The organism is Cobetia sp. QF-1 (assembly GCF_002213105.1).
In the GTDB taxonomy this organism is placed as follows: Bacteria; Pseudomonadota; Gammaproteobacteria; order Pseudomonadales; family Halomonadaceae; genus Cobetia; species Cobetia crustatorum.
Map to the genome: position 1 here is coordinate 104,395 of NZ_NBVS01000003.1, position 16,877 is coordinate 121,271.

Here is a 16,877-nt window from a genome sequence, read left to right on the forward strand (position 1 = left end):
GCCTCCCGGAAAGGGGCCTGACTCCGCTGACCGGGACACCGCTACCCATGGCGGGGAAGCGATGACCCCAGAGTAGGACGCGTCGCCACGTCCGTCAATACTAATGAGAAATATTTTCATTAGCATCAATGACGCAGATCAAGTCTTGCCCCTTTCAGATACTCAGGCGCTTATCACGCCGGTTCTCAGCCCTGCTTGTGCCATTCGAAGTTCTTGAACGGCGCATCGATCGGCGTATTGGCCAGGTGATTGGTGTAGTTGCTCATCACCTTCTGGGACAGACCCAGAATCACTTCCAACACATTGCGCTTGGTGTAGCCAGCATCGAGGAAGGTTTGCACGGTGGCATCTTCGACGAAGCCGCGTTCACGCACGACGGCCAATGTAAACGTCCGCAGGGCTTCCAGACGCTCGGTCGGCAGCGGAGTCTCGTTACGCAGCGCTTCAGTGATGGCGTCATCAACCTTCATGGCCTTGGCGATGCCGGTGTGTGCCGGTACGCAATAGTGGCAGTTGTGCTCGACGTTGATGGTCTGCCACACAACGGTGGTTTCTTCATCATCGAAGCTGCTGTCGAGGAATAGCTGATGCAGTACCTGATAGCCTTCCAGCAGGCCCGGCGCTTCAGCCATCACGGCGTGCAGACCCGGAATCATGCCGAATTCCTTGACGGAATTGTCGAGCAGCGGCTTGCTATCCTGCGGGGCGTTGTCAGCGGTATACAGTGTGAAATCAGTCATGGTGACTCCTTCTTATGTAAACAGTCGGCGCTATGCAGTTGGCAAATGCGCCACGGAATAATGCTGTCATGATCAGGTCACGCTTCAGCCATTCAAGCTTCAGTCGCTGAAAATTCAGTGCCTGCGGTGAGCAGAAATGTCATGTAAAACCGTACTCTCGACGTAGCAACCAGATGAATCGTCGATATATTTGAGCATTCACTCATTTTAATTGCTGAATTTGCCGCATCACCGTGTGGTCAAGGAGTACACTAACTGGATTTGAGCGCTCATTCAAGTTAAAATTGAGTATTCACTCAATACCTTCTCGAACGAGTAATGTACAGACCTCTCATCCACCAGCACGGTTGATGAGACACTCGCCGAGCCTAAACGTTCAGGACTGCCATGCCACGCGCCACCTTGCACAACCGTCAGGACTCTCTCGACCGAGCGCTGAATCTCTTCTGGCAGAAGGGCTTTCATGCCACCTCGCTGAAAGACATCGAGCGCACGCTGGATATGCGTCCCGGCAGCATCTACGCCGCGTTTGGCAGCAAGGATGGTCTCTTCCAGGAAGCGCTGGATTGTTATGCCACCCGTAGCCTGCGTGAGATGGAAATCATCATGGCCAGCCACGACTCGCCACTGGATGCCCTCGCGGCCTATATCCGTCAACTCGGCTGTCTGCGTGATAAAGAAGTGCCCTCGCGCGCCTGCATGCTCGCCAAGAGCCTGCTGGAACTCGGTGAGCGAGAACAGGCCGCACGCGACAAGGTCGAGACACTGCTCGCCGGCATGGAAGCCCGCTTCCGCCAGGCCTTCGCCGATGCCCGCGACGCCGGTGAACTCGTCGACCCCGAGCGCCCCGCTCACCAGCCGGAACGCCTCGGCCGCCGCCTGCAAGCTGAAGTCATGGGCCTGCGCGCCTACGCCCAGCGTGAAGGCGACAGTGAGATCGTGCATCAACTTGCCGAAGACATCGCCCAGGATATTGAAGCGCTACGCGTATCGTGACATCACCTTTTGCTCTATTGCTTGAGACGGCATCCCACCTCACAAGCTGCTAGAATCGCTGTCCTCTTTCATCCCCTGCTCCCTCAACAGCCGATATGACTGCCATGCCGATGACACCGATTGACCGCACCTTCTCCGTTGCGCCGATGATGGAATGGACGACCCGTGACTACCGCGCCTTCGCGCGCGTGTTGAGCCGTCGTACGCTGCTGTATACGGAGATGGTGACCACTGGCGCATTGCTGTTCAATCCAGACAGCGAGCGCTTTCTCGGCCATGACGAGACGGAGCATCCGCTGGCGTTGCAGCTGGGTGGCAGTGACCCGCAGGCGTTGGCGGAGTGCGCGGCGATGGCGGAGAGCTGGGGCTATGACGAGGTGAACCTGAATGTGGGCTGCCCGAGTGATCGCGTGCAGAACAACATGATCGGTGCTTGTCTGATGGAGCATCCAGAGCTGGTCGCCAAGTGCGTGAAGGAAATGCAGGCGCAGGTGAAGATTCCAGTGACGGTGAAGTGCCGCATCGGCATCGACGATCAGGATGAGGATGCCGATCTCGAGCGCTTTATCACTACCGTTGCCGATGCTGGCTGCGACACCTTCAGCGTGCATGCCCGCAAGGCATGGTTGCAGGGGCTGTCACCGAAGGAGAATCGTGATGTGCCGCCGCTGAACTATGGGCGCGTGCATCGTCTGAAGCAGGCGCATCCGTCACTGCATATCGGTATCAATGGCGGCCTGAAGTTGATGGGCGAGCTGCATGAGCAGCTTCAGCATGTTGATAGCGTGATGGTCGGTCGCGAGGCGTATCACAATCCCTGGCTGCTGGCGACGGTGGATAGCGAGCTGTACGGCGAGGCCAAGAACCCGCACACCAGCCGTCATGATGCGCTGCGGGCCTTCCGCCCCTATATCGAGAAGCGTCTCGCTGAGGGCGTGCGTCTCAACCACATCAGCCGTCACCTGTTGGGACTCTTCCAGGGGCAGCCGGGCGGACGCCAGTTCCGTCGTCATGTATCAGAGAATGCCCACAAGCCCGGTGCGGGTATTGAAGTGATTGACGCTGCCATGGCCCGCGTACCGGAGCACAGCGAGCAGACCGAAAAAGCGAGCGCCTGAGAGGCAAGACAACGTACCTCTTTCGCCATTCGTCATGCTCATCTTGGCAATAGGCAATATCCCGACACCCAGCCCCGTGCTGGGTGTCGGCGTTTTAACACGACGATATGCCGCCCTGCTTCAAGACCTCCTCTCTTTTCCCTTCCGCTGGCGAACGTGGCTTCCTCGTTAGACTTTTGAGCGATAACAGATATACGCAACACACCATTCGCACATCAACACCAGTAACTACTATTAAAACAAGGACATGCATGACTTTTGTGTGATTGTCTGACAAACGTAATCAAAGGCAAAATACTGAGCATCGCTCCATAACACGTCGATGTCGTCGTATCTGGCCCACGCAGTCCGCCAGTACGAGACTTGCCATACAACAACGCCATGACCGCCCAGCGTACTCTTGTACGCGGGTAAGTTGAGGCACGCTATTCCTGCTGACACTCCTCTGAGGTTCCATGTCCAAATCGTCATCTGCTGATGCCAACAGCCGCGAGCTGTTCGGGCATCCAGCCGGACTCTACCTGCTGTTTTCCACTGAATTGTGGGAACGCTTCTCTTACTACGCCATGCGCGCCCTGCTGGTGCTCTATCTCACGGATACCGTCACCAGTGGCGGACTCGGATGGAGCCAGGGCGAGGCCTTGCAGCTGTATGGCATCTTCACGGGACTGGTCTTCATCACGCCGATATTCGGTGGCGCGCTGGCTGACAACTGGCTGGGGGCACGCCGTGCAATCTTGATCGGCGACTGATCATGGCGGCAGGTCAATTCGTACTGGCCGTGCCGCCAGCCATGAGCGGACTCGACGCCGAAATGCTGCTCTATGTGGGTCTTGGGCTGCTGGTCATCGGCAATGGGCTGTTCAAGCCCAACATCTCGACGATGGTCGGCGGACTCTATCCACAGGGCGATCATCGCCGCGACGGCGCCTTCACCATCTTCTACATGGGCATCAATATCGGGGCACTGATTTCCGGTATCGTCGCGGGTTCGATGGCTGAGGGCTATGGCTGGAATGCTGGCTTCCTGGTCGCCGGTATCGGCATGCTGCTGGCGGTGGCGATTCAGCTTATCTTCGCACCACGTCATCTGGGCGATCTCGGCGTAGAGCCGATCGCCAGACGTGAAGCGCGCCTGAGCAAGGGCGCGACATCCAGGACACCGCTGACCCGAGAAGAGCGAGACCGCATCAAGGTCATCATGGTGCTGGGCTTGTTCACCATCCTGTTCTGGGCCGGTTTCGAGCAAGGCGGTGGCCTGATGGCACTCTACGCACAGGATTACACCGACCGCATGCTGATGGGCTTTGAAGTCCCGGCGGCCTGGTTCCAGTCGCTCAATCCGCTGTTCATCATCATCCTGTCGCCACTGCTTGCCGGGCTCTGGTCACGCATGAAAGACCGCGAGCCCAGCTCGCCGGTCAAGTTCGCCTTCGGATTGATCTTCCTGGGCGTCGGCTTCGTCTGCATGATCGGTGCTGTGCTGGAACAGCAGACCGCCGGCAGTGCCTCGATGATGTGGCTGGTGGGAGCCTTCTTCTTCCATACGCTGGGTGAGCTGTGTCTGTCACCGGTGGGCCTGTCGATGGTCACCAAGCTGTCACCGGTGCGCATGGGCGCGTTGATGATGGGTGCCTGGTTCGCCTTCATCGCACTGGCCAATTATCTGGCGGGGATGATCGGCTCATTGGTTGGCGAAGCCGGTGCCATGAGTGTCTTCGGCGGCATCGCCATCACAGGCGTGCTGGGCGGCCTGCTGCTGCTCATCTTCGCGGGCAAGCTGGTGGACTGGATGCATGGTGCCGAATCAAGGCATGCGCCCCTCAATACACAGCTCAACGAGGGCTGAGCACATCCTTGCACTACCAGAACGGCATGCCAGAAAGACAAAAGCCCCGCTCAGTGAGCGGGGCTTTTTATTTGCCACTGGGCCGTTAGATCGAATCAGGCACGAATAACTGCTGGAAATTATCCACTGCGTTCTCGGCGTCATCAATCGCATGGAAACGTGCCACGTGATAGAGCGCCTCACCCTCATTGGCCAGCGGCAGATTGGCCATACCGATGATAATACCGTCGGCGGGCGATAGCACTTCGCTCTCGCTGTTGCCGAAGGGGTCGGCCACAATCCCCAGCACCTGGCCCTTCTCGACACGGTCGCCCAGTCCCACGCGACTCTGCACGATGCCATCGGTAGAGGCACGTGCCCAGCTGGAACCGTTGGACATCTCTACCGCACGTTTGGTGGTGCTGCGATCACGGTCCTTGGCCAGCATGCCGATGGCGCGCATCACGCGCTTCACACCACTGACACCGGGCCGAATCGCCCACTCATCGAAGCGTAGCGCTTCGCCGGCCTCATAGGTGATGACAGGGACACCGCGCTCGCTGGCGTAGGCACGCAGGCTGCCCTCGCGCAGCTCGGCATTCAGCAGTACTGGTGCCCCGAAGGCATCCGCCATTTCACGTGTGGCGTCATTGCCCTTCATGGTGGCGCGAATCTGCGGCAGGTTGGTACGGTGAATCGCCCCCGTATGCAGATCGATGATGTGGGTGGCCTGATCGGCGATCTGCTCGCGAAATAGCGCTGCTACACGCGACCCCAGTGAACCGCTCTCGCTGCCGGGGAAGCAGCGATTTAGGTCACGGCGGTCTGGCAGATAACGGGTGTGCTGCACGAAGCCGAAGATATTGACGATGGGTACCGCAATCAGCGTGCCACGCAGTCGAGACAGGCTGGTGCTTCTCAGCAGACGGCGCACGATCTCGACGCCATTGATCTCATCACCGTGAATCGCGCCACACACCAGCAACACCGGGCCGGGCTGGCGACCATGCACCACCTCGACCGGAATATGCAGCGGTGCATGCGTGTATAGCTTGGCTACCGGCACATCGACCTGTGCCCGTGTCCCCGGTGCGATCCGGGCACCACTGATTTCAAACGGAGCGCGTGACATCGCCACCTCATGACCAGGCTCTTTGCAGAGCAAACGACAGGAAAATCATAACTACCCAACTACAGACTACCGATGCGGCGCTTGGAGCATCTCACCAAGCCGTGCAGCAGGCGTCAGGAATTACTGCCTATCATGCCTGCACGGCAGGCCAGGCGAAATGCCTACATCAGCATGCGCCTTTTAGCGCATTGATGCTGTCAGGGAAAGACTTCTTTGTGCTCAGCGGGGATGATGCGCGCCAGCTTTTGTTGAACAATACCTGACAGAAACAATGGACTGGCATCTGCTTCAGCCATATCCCCTCGACATTCAACCGCCTTTCTCCAACACGAGACGCCTGTGACCGATCTTCTCGATTCTCTGCTGAATCTGCCCGATTACTCCGCGATGGCGTGGGTACTTATCATTGCCGCCACCTATCTGACCGGTATTTCCAAGGGCGGTTTCGCCGGTGGGTTCGGCTCGTTATCGGTACCGCTGATGGCACTGGCGATCGGCCCGCTAGAGGCAGCGGGCCTGTTGCTGCCACTGCTGCTGGTGATGGATGCATTGAGCATCAAGGCGTGGTGGGGCAAGCAGCTGTGGTCGGAATTACGCCTGATCCTGCCCGGCGCAGCGATAGGCATCGCCTGCGGCACCCTGCTGTTCGGTGAGCTGAACGAGAACATGATTCGCGGCCTGTTGGGCATCATCTCGCTATTGTTTGCCGCCTACATGCTATTCAAGCCGACCACGCAACGCCCACTGCCGCAATGGCTGGCATTGCCAGCTGGCACCGCTGCCGGTTTCACCAGTTTCTTCGCACATGCCGGCGCACCGCCTTACAACCTGTACATGATTCCCCGTCAGCATCCCAAGGCAGCGTTCATCGCCACTACCGTAGTCGCCTTCGGCGGTATCAATTTGATGAAGCTGGGACCGTATCTGGCCCTCGGCGAGATCAACGTCACCAGCTTCTCGGCCTCACTGCTACTGGTACCCGTCGCCTGGGCCGGCGTGAAAAGCGGCCTGTGGTTGCAGTCACGCGTCAACGAGACACTGTTCTTCCGCCTGATCATCATTGCGATGGCCATTGTGGGCGTGCAGTTGCTCTACAAGGCGTGGGGCTAACCCGCTAGCCAGACGACTTGCCCAGACCTTTGTGAACACCTCGGAGTCTTGCCATGCCGCACCGCATCAGCTACTACCACGCCCATCTCTACTATGACGACGAGCAGGGGCTGGCCGCGGCTCAAGCACTTGCTGCCAAGGCTGAGCAACACTTCACGCTACGCGTCGGCCGCTTCCATGAGAAACCTGTCGGTCCGCACCCGCTGTGGAGCTGTCAGTTGTCGTTTGCCGCAGAAGACTTTGCCGATATCGTACCGTGGCTGGCGCTGAATCGCGGCGCGCTGGATATCTTCGTACATGTCGGCACCGACGATGATCTGTTCGACCACACCCAAGGCGTGATGTGGCTAGGCAATTCTCACCCCCTCAATCTGGCCACCTTCGACGCCGCCTGATAGATACGCATTCATGCGGGTGCCCACCACGCGGTAAGATGACTCGAACAAGAAGCTTCATCACCTGGCTGTCAAAGGATATGCACCATGACACGACTGCGCCGCACGAACTCACGCACTGTTTCACGCACAGCCTCACGCACTGCTCTGCTTGGTGTGATCGCCTCGGGACTGCTGCTGGCGGGCTGCGATGACAATGAGGTCGGTGATGTCTCGCTGGGCCTGTTCACCACCAAGGACATCAAGATCGAGAGCCTGATCGACCCCCAGGTACCGGGCGTCACCTGCCACCTGAGCAATATCGAGGCGAACCTCGACTTCTCCGATCCTTCCGACATGAGTATCGCTTGCCGTCAGACCGGCCCGATCACCGCCGAGATGATCGCCGATATCGACACTTCCAAGAGTGGCGAAGAGGTCTACCGCAAGTCGAAGAGCATTCTGCTCAAGAGCCTCAAGATTCGCCGGATTCTCGATCGCAACTCCCAGAGCCTGCTCTATATCGCCTACAGCACCAAGGAAACCAGTGGCAGCTTCAAGCACGCTCTCAGCAGCGTTCCGCTGTGGGGCAGCAATGCCTGGCAGGCACCTGCTGCACGCTGAACGAAGGCAGGGAGGGATGATCAAGGCACATGCGACAGACCTTGAAGTTGTGACGCTCTGCTCCAAGGTCATGGGTAACGGCCGCTAGCCGGATTCTCATTCGAATAGCGCAAGGAGTGACCTACGATGTCGAGCCAAGAGCATAAGCAAAAGGTCTGGAAGCTGATCAAGGATGTGAAAGTCGGCATGCTGGTTACGCAGGATGATAGCGTGCCACGTGCCCGCCCGATGCATCTGGTGCAGGACGAATACGATGGCACCCTGTGGTTCTTCACGCGGGCCAGTGCCGAAAAAGTATTCGAAACCAAACAGGACAGCGAGGTTTGTCTGAGCTTCTCGGATCAGGGCAATGGCACTTACGTCTCACTGTCGGGCCATGCCAATCTGCACCGCGACCAAGGCTTGATCGACAAGTATTGGAATCCGTTTGTGGCGGCCTGGTTCCCCGAAGGCAAGGATGACCCTGATGTCACCCTGCTGGAGATCAAGGTTCAATTTGGCGAGTACTGGAAGGCCAAGGACAGCAAGGCGTACCAGCTTTACGAGATCGCGCGTGCCAACCTCGACAAGCACCACACGCCAGACATGGGCGAAAACGAGAAATTCGGTAACGGCTGAGCACTGCTCACTGATTGAGTATTCATATGCCAGCCAGATACGACAACGCCAGCCCTCGGGCTGGCGTTGTCGTATCTGGCTTATTCATGTCTGGCGGTAGGTTATGCCTTCATGTCGAGCACGATGCGCCCTTCAATCTTGCCCTCGATCATCTTGCCGAATATCTCGTTGATATCTTCAAGCTTGCCCGTCTGCACTGTCGCTGCGACCTTGCCTTCGGCGGCGAAATCGAGCGCCTCCTGCAGGTCTTGACGCGTCCCGACGATGGAGCCACGCACCGTGATGCCATTGAGTACGGTCGAGAAGATCGGCAGCGGGAAGTCGCCCGGCGGCAGGCCGTTGAGCACCAGGGTGCCGCCACGCCGCAGCATGTTCTGCGCCTGATCGAAGGCCTTGGGTGAGACCGCCGTGACCAGTGCACCGTGTGCGCCGCCAATTTCACGTTTGATGACGGTCGCGGGGTCTTCCTTCATCGCATTGACGGTGACGGTCGCGCCCAGGCGGCGTGCCAGCGCCAGCTTGCCATCATCGACATCGACCGCCGCCACGTTCAATCCCATGGCGCGTGCGTACTGCACCGCCATATGCCCTAGCCCACCGATACCGGAAATGACAACCCACTGCCCGGGGCGGGTATCGGTCATCTTCAAGCCCTTGTAGACCGTCACCCCGGCACACAGTATCGGCGCGATCTCGACGAAGCCGACACTATCTGGCAGGCGCCCGACATACCCCGCGTCCGCCAGCGTGTACTGCGCGAAGCCGCCGTTGACCGAATAACCGGTGTTCTGCTGGCTTTCACACAGCGTCTCCCAGCCGCCCAGGCAATGCTCGCAATGACCACATGCCGAATAGAGCCACGGCACTCCGACACGATCCCCTTCCTTGACGTGGGTGACACCTTCGCCGATGGCGGCAATGACCCCGACACCCTCATGACCGGGAATGAACGGCGGATTGGGCCGAACCGGCCAGTCGCCGTGGGCGGCGTGCAGATCGGTATGACAGACCCCAGAGGCCGCGACCTCAACCAGAATCTCGCCACGTCCAGGTCGTGGTACCGCCACTTCCTCGATGACCAGCGGTGCTCCGAATTCACGTACCACGGCGGCTTTCATGCTGCTATCCATGACGTACTCCTTTCTCTTTCAGGAAAACACGAATAAAGATCGATCAGAGATATCGAGACATGTTGCGTCAGACGACTCATTGAAACTGAATGCGATGCCTGCTGTTCTGCGCCAGATCATGAAAGCGACCTGCCGCCAGCATACGTCGTCTAGAAGAAACCGAGCGGATTGATGTCGTAGCTGATGAGCAGGTTCTTGGTCTGCTGATAGTGCTCCAGTGCCATCTTGTGGGTTTCGCGGCCGACACCGGACTTCTTGTAGCCACCGAAGGCAGCATGGGCGGGATATTGGTGATAACAGTTGGTCCAGACGCGACCGGCCTGAATGCCACGCCCCATGCGGAAGGCGACATTGATGTCGCGGCTCCATACGCCAGCCCCGAGACCAAACTCGGTATCATTGGCGATGGCCAGTGCCTCGGCCTCATCGCGGAAGGTGGTCACGGCCACGACCGGCCCGAAGATCTCTTCCTGGAAGACGCGCATCTTGTTGTGGCCCTTGAGCAGCGTCGGCTGGATGTAATAGCCGTTGGCCAGCTCGTTCTCCAGTGACTCGCTGCCACCACCGATCAGTACTTCAGCGCCCTCCTCGCGGGCGACATCCATGTAGGACATGATCTTGTCGTATTGCTCACGAGAGGCCTGCGCCCCGACCTGAACCTCGGTATCCAGTGGATTGCCACGCTTGATGGTCTTCACACGCTCCATCACGCGGGCCATGAAGGCGTCGTACATGCTTTCCTGAATCAGTGCCCGTGACGGACAGGTACAGACTTCGCCCTGATTGAAAAATGCCAGCACCAGGCCTTCAGCAGCCTTGTCGATGAAGGCAGGCTCGGCATTCATGATGTCGGCGAAGTAGATGTTGGGCGACTTGCCGCCCAGCTCGACCGTGGAGGGAATGATGTTCTCGGCGGCGCACTTGAGAATGTGCGAACCGACCGGCGTGGAGCCAGTAAAAGCGATCTTGGCGATACGCTTGCTGGAGGCCAGTGCCTGTCCGGCCTCGGCGCCATAGCCGTTGACGATGTTGAGCACGCCCGCCGGCAGCAGGTCATTGATCAGCTCTGCCAGTACCAGGATCGAGGCCGGGGTCTGCTCGGCAGGCTTGAGCACCACACAGTTGCCGGCCGCCAGCGCAGGCGCCAGCTTCCAGGTCGCCATCAGGATCGGGAAGTTCCACGGGATGATCTGCCCGACCACGCCCAGCGGCTCATGAAAGTGATAGGAAACAGTATTGGCATCGATATCGGCAGCTGTACCTTCCTGAGAGCGCAGGCAGCCCGCAAAGTAGCGGAAGTGATCAATCGCTAGGGGAATGTCGGCATTGAGCGTCTCGCGCACCGCCTTGCCGTTGTCCCATGTCTCGGCAACTGACAGCAATTCAAGGTTCTGCTCCATGCGATCCGCGATCTTGAGCAGTATATTGGAACGCTCCTGAGCAGAGGTCTTGCCCCAGGCAGCAGCGGCGGCGTGGGCGGCATCCAGCGCGAGATCAATATCTTCTGCACTTGAGCGTGGGATACGGCAGAACACCTCGCCCGTGACCGGGCTGATGTTGTCGAAGTACTGGCCTTTGACCGGCTCGACGAAGCGACCACCGATAAAGTTGCCGTAGGTATCCTTGAAGGTGACGAGCGCATCTGCGCTGCCCGGGGAGGCATAGATCATGGCTAACTCCTGTTGGCCGGATGCTCGCGATACGCTGTCGACTCTGGCGTGAGGCGATCAAGCGGCGAGATCAGCGACCTGTTGTTATGGGACTGACTCTGAATGCTTGGATGCAAGTGTTCGGCACGAGCCTTGAGGTGTGACAGCCAAGTGGAAAATGTTGATCTGTGCTGGTGCCTGCAAACATGCACATTCAGTGTTGTTCATGTGCAGCGATGACGACATGCTGCCATGGAGGGAGGAAACCTCATCCCTTGGGAGGAGGTAGCTGCCATTCGTGACCACAACGCATACCGCGAAGGCCGCAAGGCGCCTCCCGCGTCTTGACGTTAAGCTTCAGCACTGGGCCATCAGCGGTAATGAAGCCCCTCTCCACCGGTAAGGAGCCACCATGTACCGTCTGCTGATCGCGGATGACCATCCGCTGTTTCGTGATGCCATCAGCCGTACGCTGAGCGCACAGACGTCGCCATTGGCTGCGCAGAAAGAAGCCGTGCTTGCATGTGAACTACTGGAAGCCGCCAGCCTTGGTGAAGCGCTGGCAGTGATCGAAGCGAACGCCGACACTCTCGATCTGGTACTGCTGGATCTTGACCTTCCCGACAGTCATGGCCTGGACGGCCTGACTCGTCTGCGGGCCGAGGCAGACTGGCTGCCAGTAGCGATTCTCTCTGCCCATGAGGAGCGCGCCACGGTGCTGGAAGCGCTGACGCTTGGCGCGGTCGGCTATCTCTCCAAGTCCACCTCGGCGGAGGCGCTGCGTGAAGCATTGACACGCATGCTGGCGGGCGAGATTCATGTACCTGCCAGTCTGATGCGTACCAGCATGCCGCGCCCTCCCATGCGTGATGACGCTGCTGACTCGGCATCCAGGTCAGCAAGCCCCAGGCCAACAAGCCCCAGGCCAACAAGCCCACCTCTCATTCCCGCCATGAGCGACACGGACTTTCTGGTGCATTGGCAGGCACTGACCGGCAAGCAACGCGGCGTGCTGCAGCGCATGGTGCTGGGGGAATCCAACAAGATGATTGCCTGGCAGCTGGGCGTGGCGGAAACCACCGTCAAGACGCATGTGTCCGCCATCCTGCGCAAACTGGGCGTCTCCAGTCGCGTGCAAGCGATTCTGATCGCCAGTCGTGCATTGGGTTCAGCACCGCCTTCACCTTCTTCATCATGCAAAACGCCCCAACCGACTCCTCACGAGTGAGAAGCAGATTGGGGCGTTCGTGGGTGAGCCGCAGGGGCGTGAGCGGCCGACGCGACATGCGAGTTACAGCAACTCTCCCACCAGCACATAGCCGTTGAGCATGATGATGATGGCAGCGACCAGAATCCCCATTGCCGTCACCCAATGACGGTTGACCAGATCACCCATCAGCTTGCGATTGGCGGTGAACATCAACAGCGGCACCAGCGCGAAGGGAATCCCGAAACTCAGCACCACCTGACTGGCGACCAGCACCTGCTGTTCCGGCAGGCCAATCAGAATGATGGCAATCGCGGGGGCCATGGTGATCACACGACGCAGCCACATCGGGATACGGAAGTTGACGAAGCCCTGCATCACTACCTGCCCGGACAGCGTCCCGACGATGGACGATGACAGGCCCGCCAACAGCAACGTGAAGCCGAAAATCAGGCTGGCAGCGTCATGACCCATCAGCGGCGACAACAGCTTGTAACTCTCGGTGATGGAGGCCACGCCCGTTTCGCCGTTACCATGAAAGACCTTGGCCGCTAGCACCAGCATCGCCAGATTGATCAGCCCTGCCAACGCCATGCCAATGATGACATCGAGACGGTAGTAGCCCATCACACGACGACGCTCACCGCTGTCACGAACCCGAATACGATTCTGCGATAGGGCTGAATGCAGGTAGATCACGTGCGGCATCACGGTCGCGCCGAGAATGCCGGCAGCGAGAAAGATGGCATGACTGTCGGGGAAGCTGGGGGTCAGCAGGCCATAGATGATCGGCTCGACTGGCGGACGACTGAGAATGATCTCGAGCAGGAAACCCGCCGAGACAGCCAGAATCATCGCCCCGATGATCATCTCCATCATGCGGAAGCCGTAACGCTGCATCACCAGCACACCATAGGTGATGGCGCCGGTCAGCAGCGCGCCTTCCAGCATGCTGAGGCCGAACAATAGATTGAAGGCCAGCGCCGCGCCGAGAAACTCGGCCAGATCAGTGGCGATGGCAACGATTTCAGCTTGCACCCAGAAGGCCCACACCAGTGGCCGCGGAAAGCGCGCCCGAATCACTTCGGCCAGATTCTGACCGGTGGCAAGCCCCAGCCGTGCTGACAGCGTCTGGATCAACATCGCCATCAGGTTGGCCCACAGCACTACCCACAGCAGGGTATAGCCGTAGCGTGAACCCGCTTCGATATTGGTCGCGAAGTTACCGGGATCGATGTAGGCCACGGCGGCAATCATCGCCGGCCCCATGAAAGGCAAGGCGCGCCGGATGCGACCCGATGCCGGGCCAGACGTCCCGGGCCGAGATGAAGAGTCGGATGAAGACGCTTCACCTGCACTGCTCAGTGACAGGCTGGCGGCATGACGTACGGTACTATCAGACATGACATTAAACATGGGGGGATAAACCTGTCAGATCAATGGTCCGCAAGACAATACAAGAAACGATTCAATACGATATGCGGAAGGTTATGCCATGAGCATACACCCAAGATACGATCAATTCTCATTATAATTAAGCATGCTGCTCAATAGTCATCTGCTATGCCTGATCTTGACGCCCCGCCTTTCCGTTTTCCGTGTGGCCTAACTGATTCACCAACAGTTGGCGTAGCCGTAATGGTTTGACTGGCTTGAGCAGAAAACCAAAACCGAGTGCTCTGGCCTGCGCTTTCAGCGCTGCCGCATGATCAGCGCTGATCACCACCACGGGCAGCGTGGGACATCGCTCACACAACGCCTGCGCCTGCACAAGACCATCCGGCTGATCGTCACCCAGCTGATAGTCGACGATCAGGAGATCAGGTGATACCGCGTCCTGTTGCGCCAGCAATGCCTCACGCGACACCGCGCAGTGAACGCTCGCGCCCCAGCCCGCCAACAGTGACTGCATGCCGGCGAGCACATCGCGGTCATCGTCGATTACCCAGATAACGGTATTTTCAAGCGGCCGTGTCAGCGGGACTGACAGGTTCGCCGGTAAAGCGGACGACGCCATGACGTCAACACATGGCGATGCCACGATCGGTACGCGAATCGCAAAGGCCGCTCCGCGACCGGCAATCGAATCGAGCGACAGCGGATGCTCCAGCAGGCCCGTGATGCGCTTGACGATCGCCAGCCCCAATCCCAGCCCACGTTGCTCGGGATCATGACCGCGCGCCGCACGGCGGAATTCAAGGAAGATCGCCTCGCGCTGACAGTCCTCGACGCCGGGCCCGTTGTCAGCGACCGTGATTTCCAGCCAATCACCACGCCGCCGACATCCCAACAGCACCCGCCCGCCCTGGGCGCTATCACCCCGGTCCGATTCATCAGCATGTGATTCAGGGACATGTGCTTCAGGAACATAGCGCAGCGCATTGCTCAAGAAGTTGCGCACCACGCGCGCCAACAGCTGGAGATCAGAAGCCACCATGACCTCGCTTGCTACATAGTGAAGCTCAAGCCCACGCGCGGCCCCCAGCTGGCGATATTCCTCGGCCAGTACATCCAGCAGTTCACGGGCACGGAAGGTGGTGATATCTGGCGTGAGCACGCCGGCATCCAATCGCGAGATGTCCACCAGCGTACCGAGCAACCCTTCGACGTCATTCAATGAACGACTCAAGCGCTGGATCAACTCACGCGGTTCCGCATCGCTGGTGGAATGGCTTGCAGTGCCAGCAAGCGACAGCCGCTCCTCGAGCGCACTGGCAAACAGCCGCGCTGCATTCAGCGGCTGCAACAAGTCATGGCTGATGGCGGCCAGAAAGCGCGTCTTGGAATGATTGGCCGCTTCGGCTTCTGCCTTGGCGGCTGTCAGGCGGCGATTGAGTGCTCCCAGTTCATCCAGCGTGCGGTGCAAGGTATCAGTGCGTTCGCGCACCTGCTCCGCCAGCAATACCGCGTGCTCAAAGGCCGCGTAGGGTGCACTCGGCGACAGATTGCTCGACTCGACGCGCTCGATCAGCGCAGCGTTGATCTTCTCCAAGCGCTGATTGCGCACCTGCATCGCAGCCATTGCTTCATGGAGCGCCTCCGTCGAGTTATTCATCCCGCGTACCGTCGCCAGCGGGTGGCTGACCGATCACCACACCCGTGAAGGTCTGGTTGATGTGCATGCCGTGATGTTGTTCGCCGTAGGTATTGAAGCCGATCACGCGATGACGACGCAGCAGCTGCGAGGCTTCATCGCTGATGCCCAGTGCATCGATCTCCATGCGGCGCAGAAAACAATCACAGCCGATCGTGATCAGCGGTGCGCCTAGCCGCGCCTCGATCTCGGCCAGCTGATGCTCCAGCTGCGCAAGAATCGGCGTGGCTTGCATCGCGGTCAGTACGATGCCGGTCTCGACGGCGCAGTAGAAGGTCAGACTGGCATCGGCGTTCACGCGCTGGATGGAGCGCACGTAATGCGCTTCGCCAATGCGCACCGCGAGAGGACAACGCGCGAATACCGCCTCCTCCAGCGCATCAGACGTCACACCGGCCAGACGCGCATATTCCTCGGCGGCAGGCGCAGCATTCAGCTCCAATACACGGCGGGTATCGCGGTCCACCGCCGTCACCACCAACTTGTCTGCCAAGGGGGCCAGATGGTGCGTGCTGATGACTTCGAACGGCAGATGCGTGTTGATCAACACCACCACCGCCGCCTGATCATGAAAACGACCGTCGGCGTAGACGTAGGTATGCGCAAGGCGATTGTCGTCACCAGCCGAACCGCCAAAGCCGGGAATGCTGCCCAGAGCGGCGTCCAATGTCGCCAGCACCTGCTCTTCACTGCTCGACAGCCCGTCAAGCAGCGTCAACGCAAAGCTGTGGCCCGTCACGGGCGCGACCGCCTGGGCACGACAATGTGCCAAGAGATCGTCGGTCAGCGACTGGGCCCGCGGCAGATCAAAGCCGCACAGATCTTCGATCAACACCTGCGCGAGGGCAAAGTCACCACATGCAAAGCCGATGGCGACGATGGAGCCACGCGCATAGCCTTGCGGAGTGATCTCGCCTGCCGTGGTACAGCCACTCACGGTGACCGCCCCGAAGGTGGCGGCCAACGCCTGCCCCAGCTCCGCAAGCGGATAATCCGCCGAGCAGAAGAACAGCACGCCCCCGAGACGACCACGATCACCAAGCTGCTCATCAAGCTGAAGCGCCAGCTCCTCCACCGCTGTCACGGGGTCACTCTGATGGCTGAACGCCGTGGCCAATGGTGCCGCATGACGATCATCCCGCGCCTGTGCGTCCTGCCCTGGTCTGCTACGACATGTCATCTAGCCTCTCCGTGTTTGGATGCGCTCCTGCTGAAGGTACGTCTGCTGAAGGTACGTCTGCTGAAGGTACGTCTGCT

Annotated in this window: 16 protein-coding genes; 9 read left to right on the plus strand and 7 right to left on the minus strand. The window is 59.2% G+C overall.

Translation table 11 applies throughout. The features are described from left to right. Window positions 1-185: 185 nt before the first annotated feature. Window positions 186-740 carry a carboxymuconolactone decarboxylase family protein gene (locus CFN46_RS06935; protein ID WP_024951911.1) on the minus strand — a complete coding sequence of 185 codons (555 nt, stop codon included), beginning with the start codon at window positions 738-740 and terminating at the stop codon, window positions 186-188. Between the two features lie 387 nt (window positions 741-1,127). On the opposite strand from CFN46_RS06935, the gene CFN46_RS06940 reads away from it, so the two are divergent. The 4 genes from CFN46_RS06940 (at window position 1,128) to CFN46_RS06950 (ending at window position 4,703) form a co-directional block, all read left to right on the plus strand. Then, the gene (locus tag CFN46_RS06940) at window positions 1,128-1,736 is read left to right on the plus strand and encodes a TetR/AcrR family transcriptional regulator (RefSeq protein ID WP_088743106.1); all 609 of its coding nucleotides are present in this window, start codon (window positions 1,128-1,130) and stop codon (window positions 1,734-1,736) included. A gap of 95 nt (window positions 1,737-1,831) precedes the next feature. Next, on the plus strand, window positions 1,832-2,854 hold the full coding sequence (gene dusA, locus CFN46_RS06945) for a tRNA dihydrouridine(20/20a) synthase DusA (RefSeq protein WP_024951914.1): 1,023 nt from the start codon (window positions 1,832-1,834) through the stop codon (window positions 2,852-2,854). A gap of 455 nt (window positions 2,855-3,309) precedes the next feature. Next, window positions 3,310-3,606, plus strand: coding sequence for a hypothetical protein (locus tag CFN46_RS17645; RefSeq protein ID WP_217897789.1), 297 nt, complete (start codon window positions 3,310-3,312; stop codon window positions 3,604-3,606). A gap of 2 nt (window positions 3,607-3,608) precedes the next feature. Then, the gene (locus CFN46_RS06950) at window positions 3,609-4,703 is read left to right on the plus strand and encodes a peptide MFS transporter (RefSeq protein ID WP_217897790.1); all 1,095 of its coding nucleotides are present in this window, start codon (window positions 3,609-3,611) and stop codon (window positions 4,701-4,703) included. A gap of 85 nt (window positions 4,704-4,788) precedes the next feature. Here the strand turns inward: CFN46_RS06950 and CFN46_RS06955 are convergent, their stop codons facing one another. Continuing rightward, on the minus strand, window positions 4,789-5,814 hold the full coding sequence (locus CFN46_RS06955; RefSeq protein ID WP_024951916.1) for a succinylglutamate desuccinylase/aspartoacylase family protein: 1,026 nt from the start codon (window positions 5,812-5,814) through the stop codon (window positions 4,789-4,791). A gap of 339 nt (window positions 5,815-6,153) precedes the next feature. Here CFN46_RS06955 and CFN46_RS06960 point away from each other — a divergent pair, with 339 nt between their 5' ends. The 4 genes from CFN46_RS06960 to CFN46_RS06975 all read left to right on the plus strand — a co-directional run bounded on the left by CFN46_RS06960 (window position 6,154) and on the right by CFN46_RS06975 (window position 8,540). Continuing rightward, window positions 6,154-6,924 carry a sulfite exporter TauE/SafE family protein gene (locus CFN46_RS06960; protein ID WP_339378984.1) on the plus strand — a complete coding sequence of 257 codons (771 nt, stop codon included), beginning with the start codon at window positions 6,154-6,156 and terminating at the stop codon, window positions 6,922-6,924. 53 nt (window positions 6,925-6,977) lie between these two features. Next, a complete protein-coding gene (locus CFN46_RS06965; RefSeq protein ID WP_088743107.1) occupies window positions 6,978-7,319 on the plus strand; it encodes a DOPA 4,5-dioxygenase family protein in 342 nt (113 codons plus the stop codon). An 87-nt stretch (window positions 7,320-7,406) separates the two neighbouring features. Continuing rightward, on the plus strand, window positions 7,407-7,922 hold the full coding sequence (locus tag CFN46_RS06970; RefSeq protein WP_088743108.1) for a CreA family protein: 516 nt from the start codon (window positions 7,407-7,409) through the stop codon (window positions 7,920-7,922). A 126-nt stretch (window positions 7,923-8,048) separates the two neighbouring features. Next, the gene (locus CFN46_RS06975) at window positions 8,049-8,540 is read left to right on the plus strand and encodes a pyridoxamine 5'-phosphate oxidase family protein (protein WP_024951920.1); all 492 of its coding nucleotides are present in this window, start codon (window positions 8,049-8,051) and stop codon (window positions 8,538-8,540) included. Window positions 8,541-8,641: 101 nt separating this feature from the next. Here the strand turns inward: CFN46_RS06975 and adhP are convergent, their stop codons facing one another. Then, window positions 8,642-9,670: an alcohol dehydrogenase AdhP gene (adhP, locus tag CFN46_RS06980; RefSeq protein WP_024950729.1), complete on the minus strand. Its 1,029-nt coding sequence runs from the start codon at window positions 9,668-9,670 to the stop codon at window positions 8,642-8,644. A 149-nt stretch (window positions 9,671-9,819) separates the two neighbouring features. Next, entirely contained in the window at window positions 9,820-11,340 is a 1,521-nt protein-coding gene (locus CFN46_RS06985) for an aldehyde dehydrogenase family protein (protein ID WP_088743109.1), read from the minus strand. Between the two features lie 391 nt (window positions 11,341-11,731). Between CFN46_RS06985 and CFN46_RS06990 the strand changes: the two genes are divergently transcribed. Then, entirely contained in the window at window positions 11,732-12,547 is an 816-nt protein-coding gene (locus CFN46_RS06990) for a response regulator transcription factor (protein ID WP_088743110.1), read from the plus strand. Between the two features lie 63 nt (window positions 12,548-12,610). On the opposite strand, the gene CFN46_RS06995 is transcribed toward CFN46_RS06990, so the two are convergent. From CFN46_RS06995 to nosP, 3 genes are all read right to left on the minus strand, one after another. Then, window positions 12,611-13,930, minus strand: coding sequence for an Nramp family divalent metal transporter (locus CFN46_RS06995; protein WP_246116435.1), 1,320 nt, complete (start codon window positions 13,928-13,930; stop codon window positions 12,611-12,613). Between the two features lie 157 nt (window positions 13,931-14,087). Next, window positions 14,088-15,581, minus strand: a complete 1,494-nt coding sequence (locus tag CFN46_RS07000; protein WP_088743111.1) for a hybrid sensor histidine kinase/response regulator — start codon at window positions 15,579-15,581, stop codon at window positions 14,088-14,090. Next, the gene (gene nosP / locus CFN46_RS07005; protein ID WP_024950734.1) at window positions 15,574-16,800 is read right to left on the minus strand and encodes a nitric oxide-sensing protein NosP; all 1,227 of its coding nucleotides are present in this window, start codon (window positions 16,798-16,800) and stop codon (window positions 15,574-15,576) included. Before nosP ends, CFN46_RS07000 begins: the two co-directional genes overlap by 8 nt. Window positions 16,801-16,877: the final 77 nt, after the last annotated feature.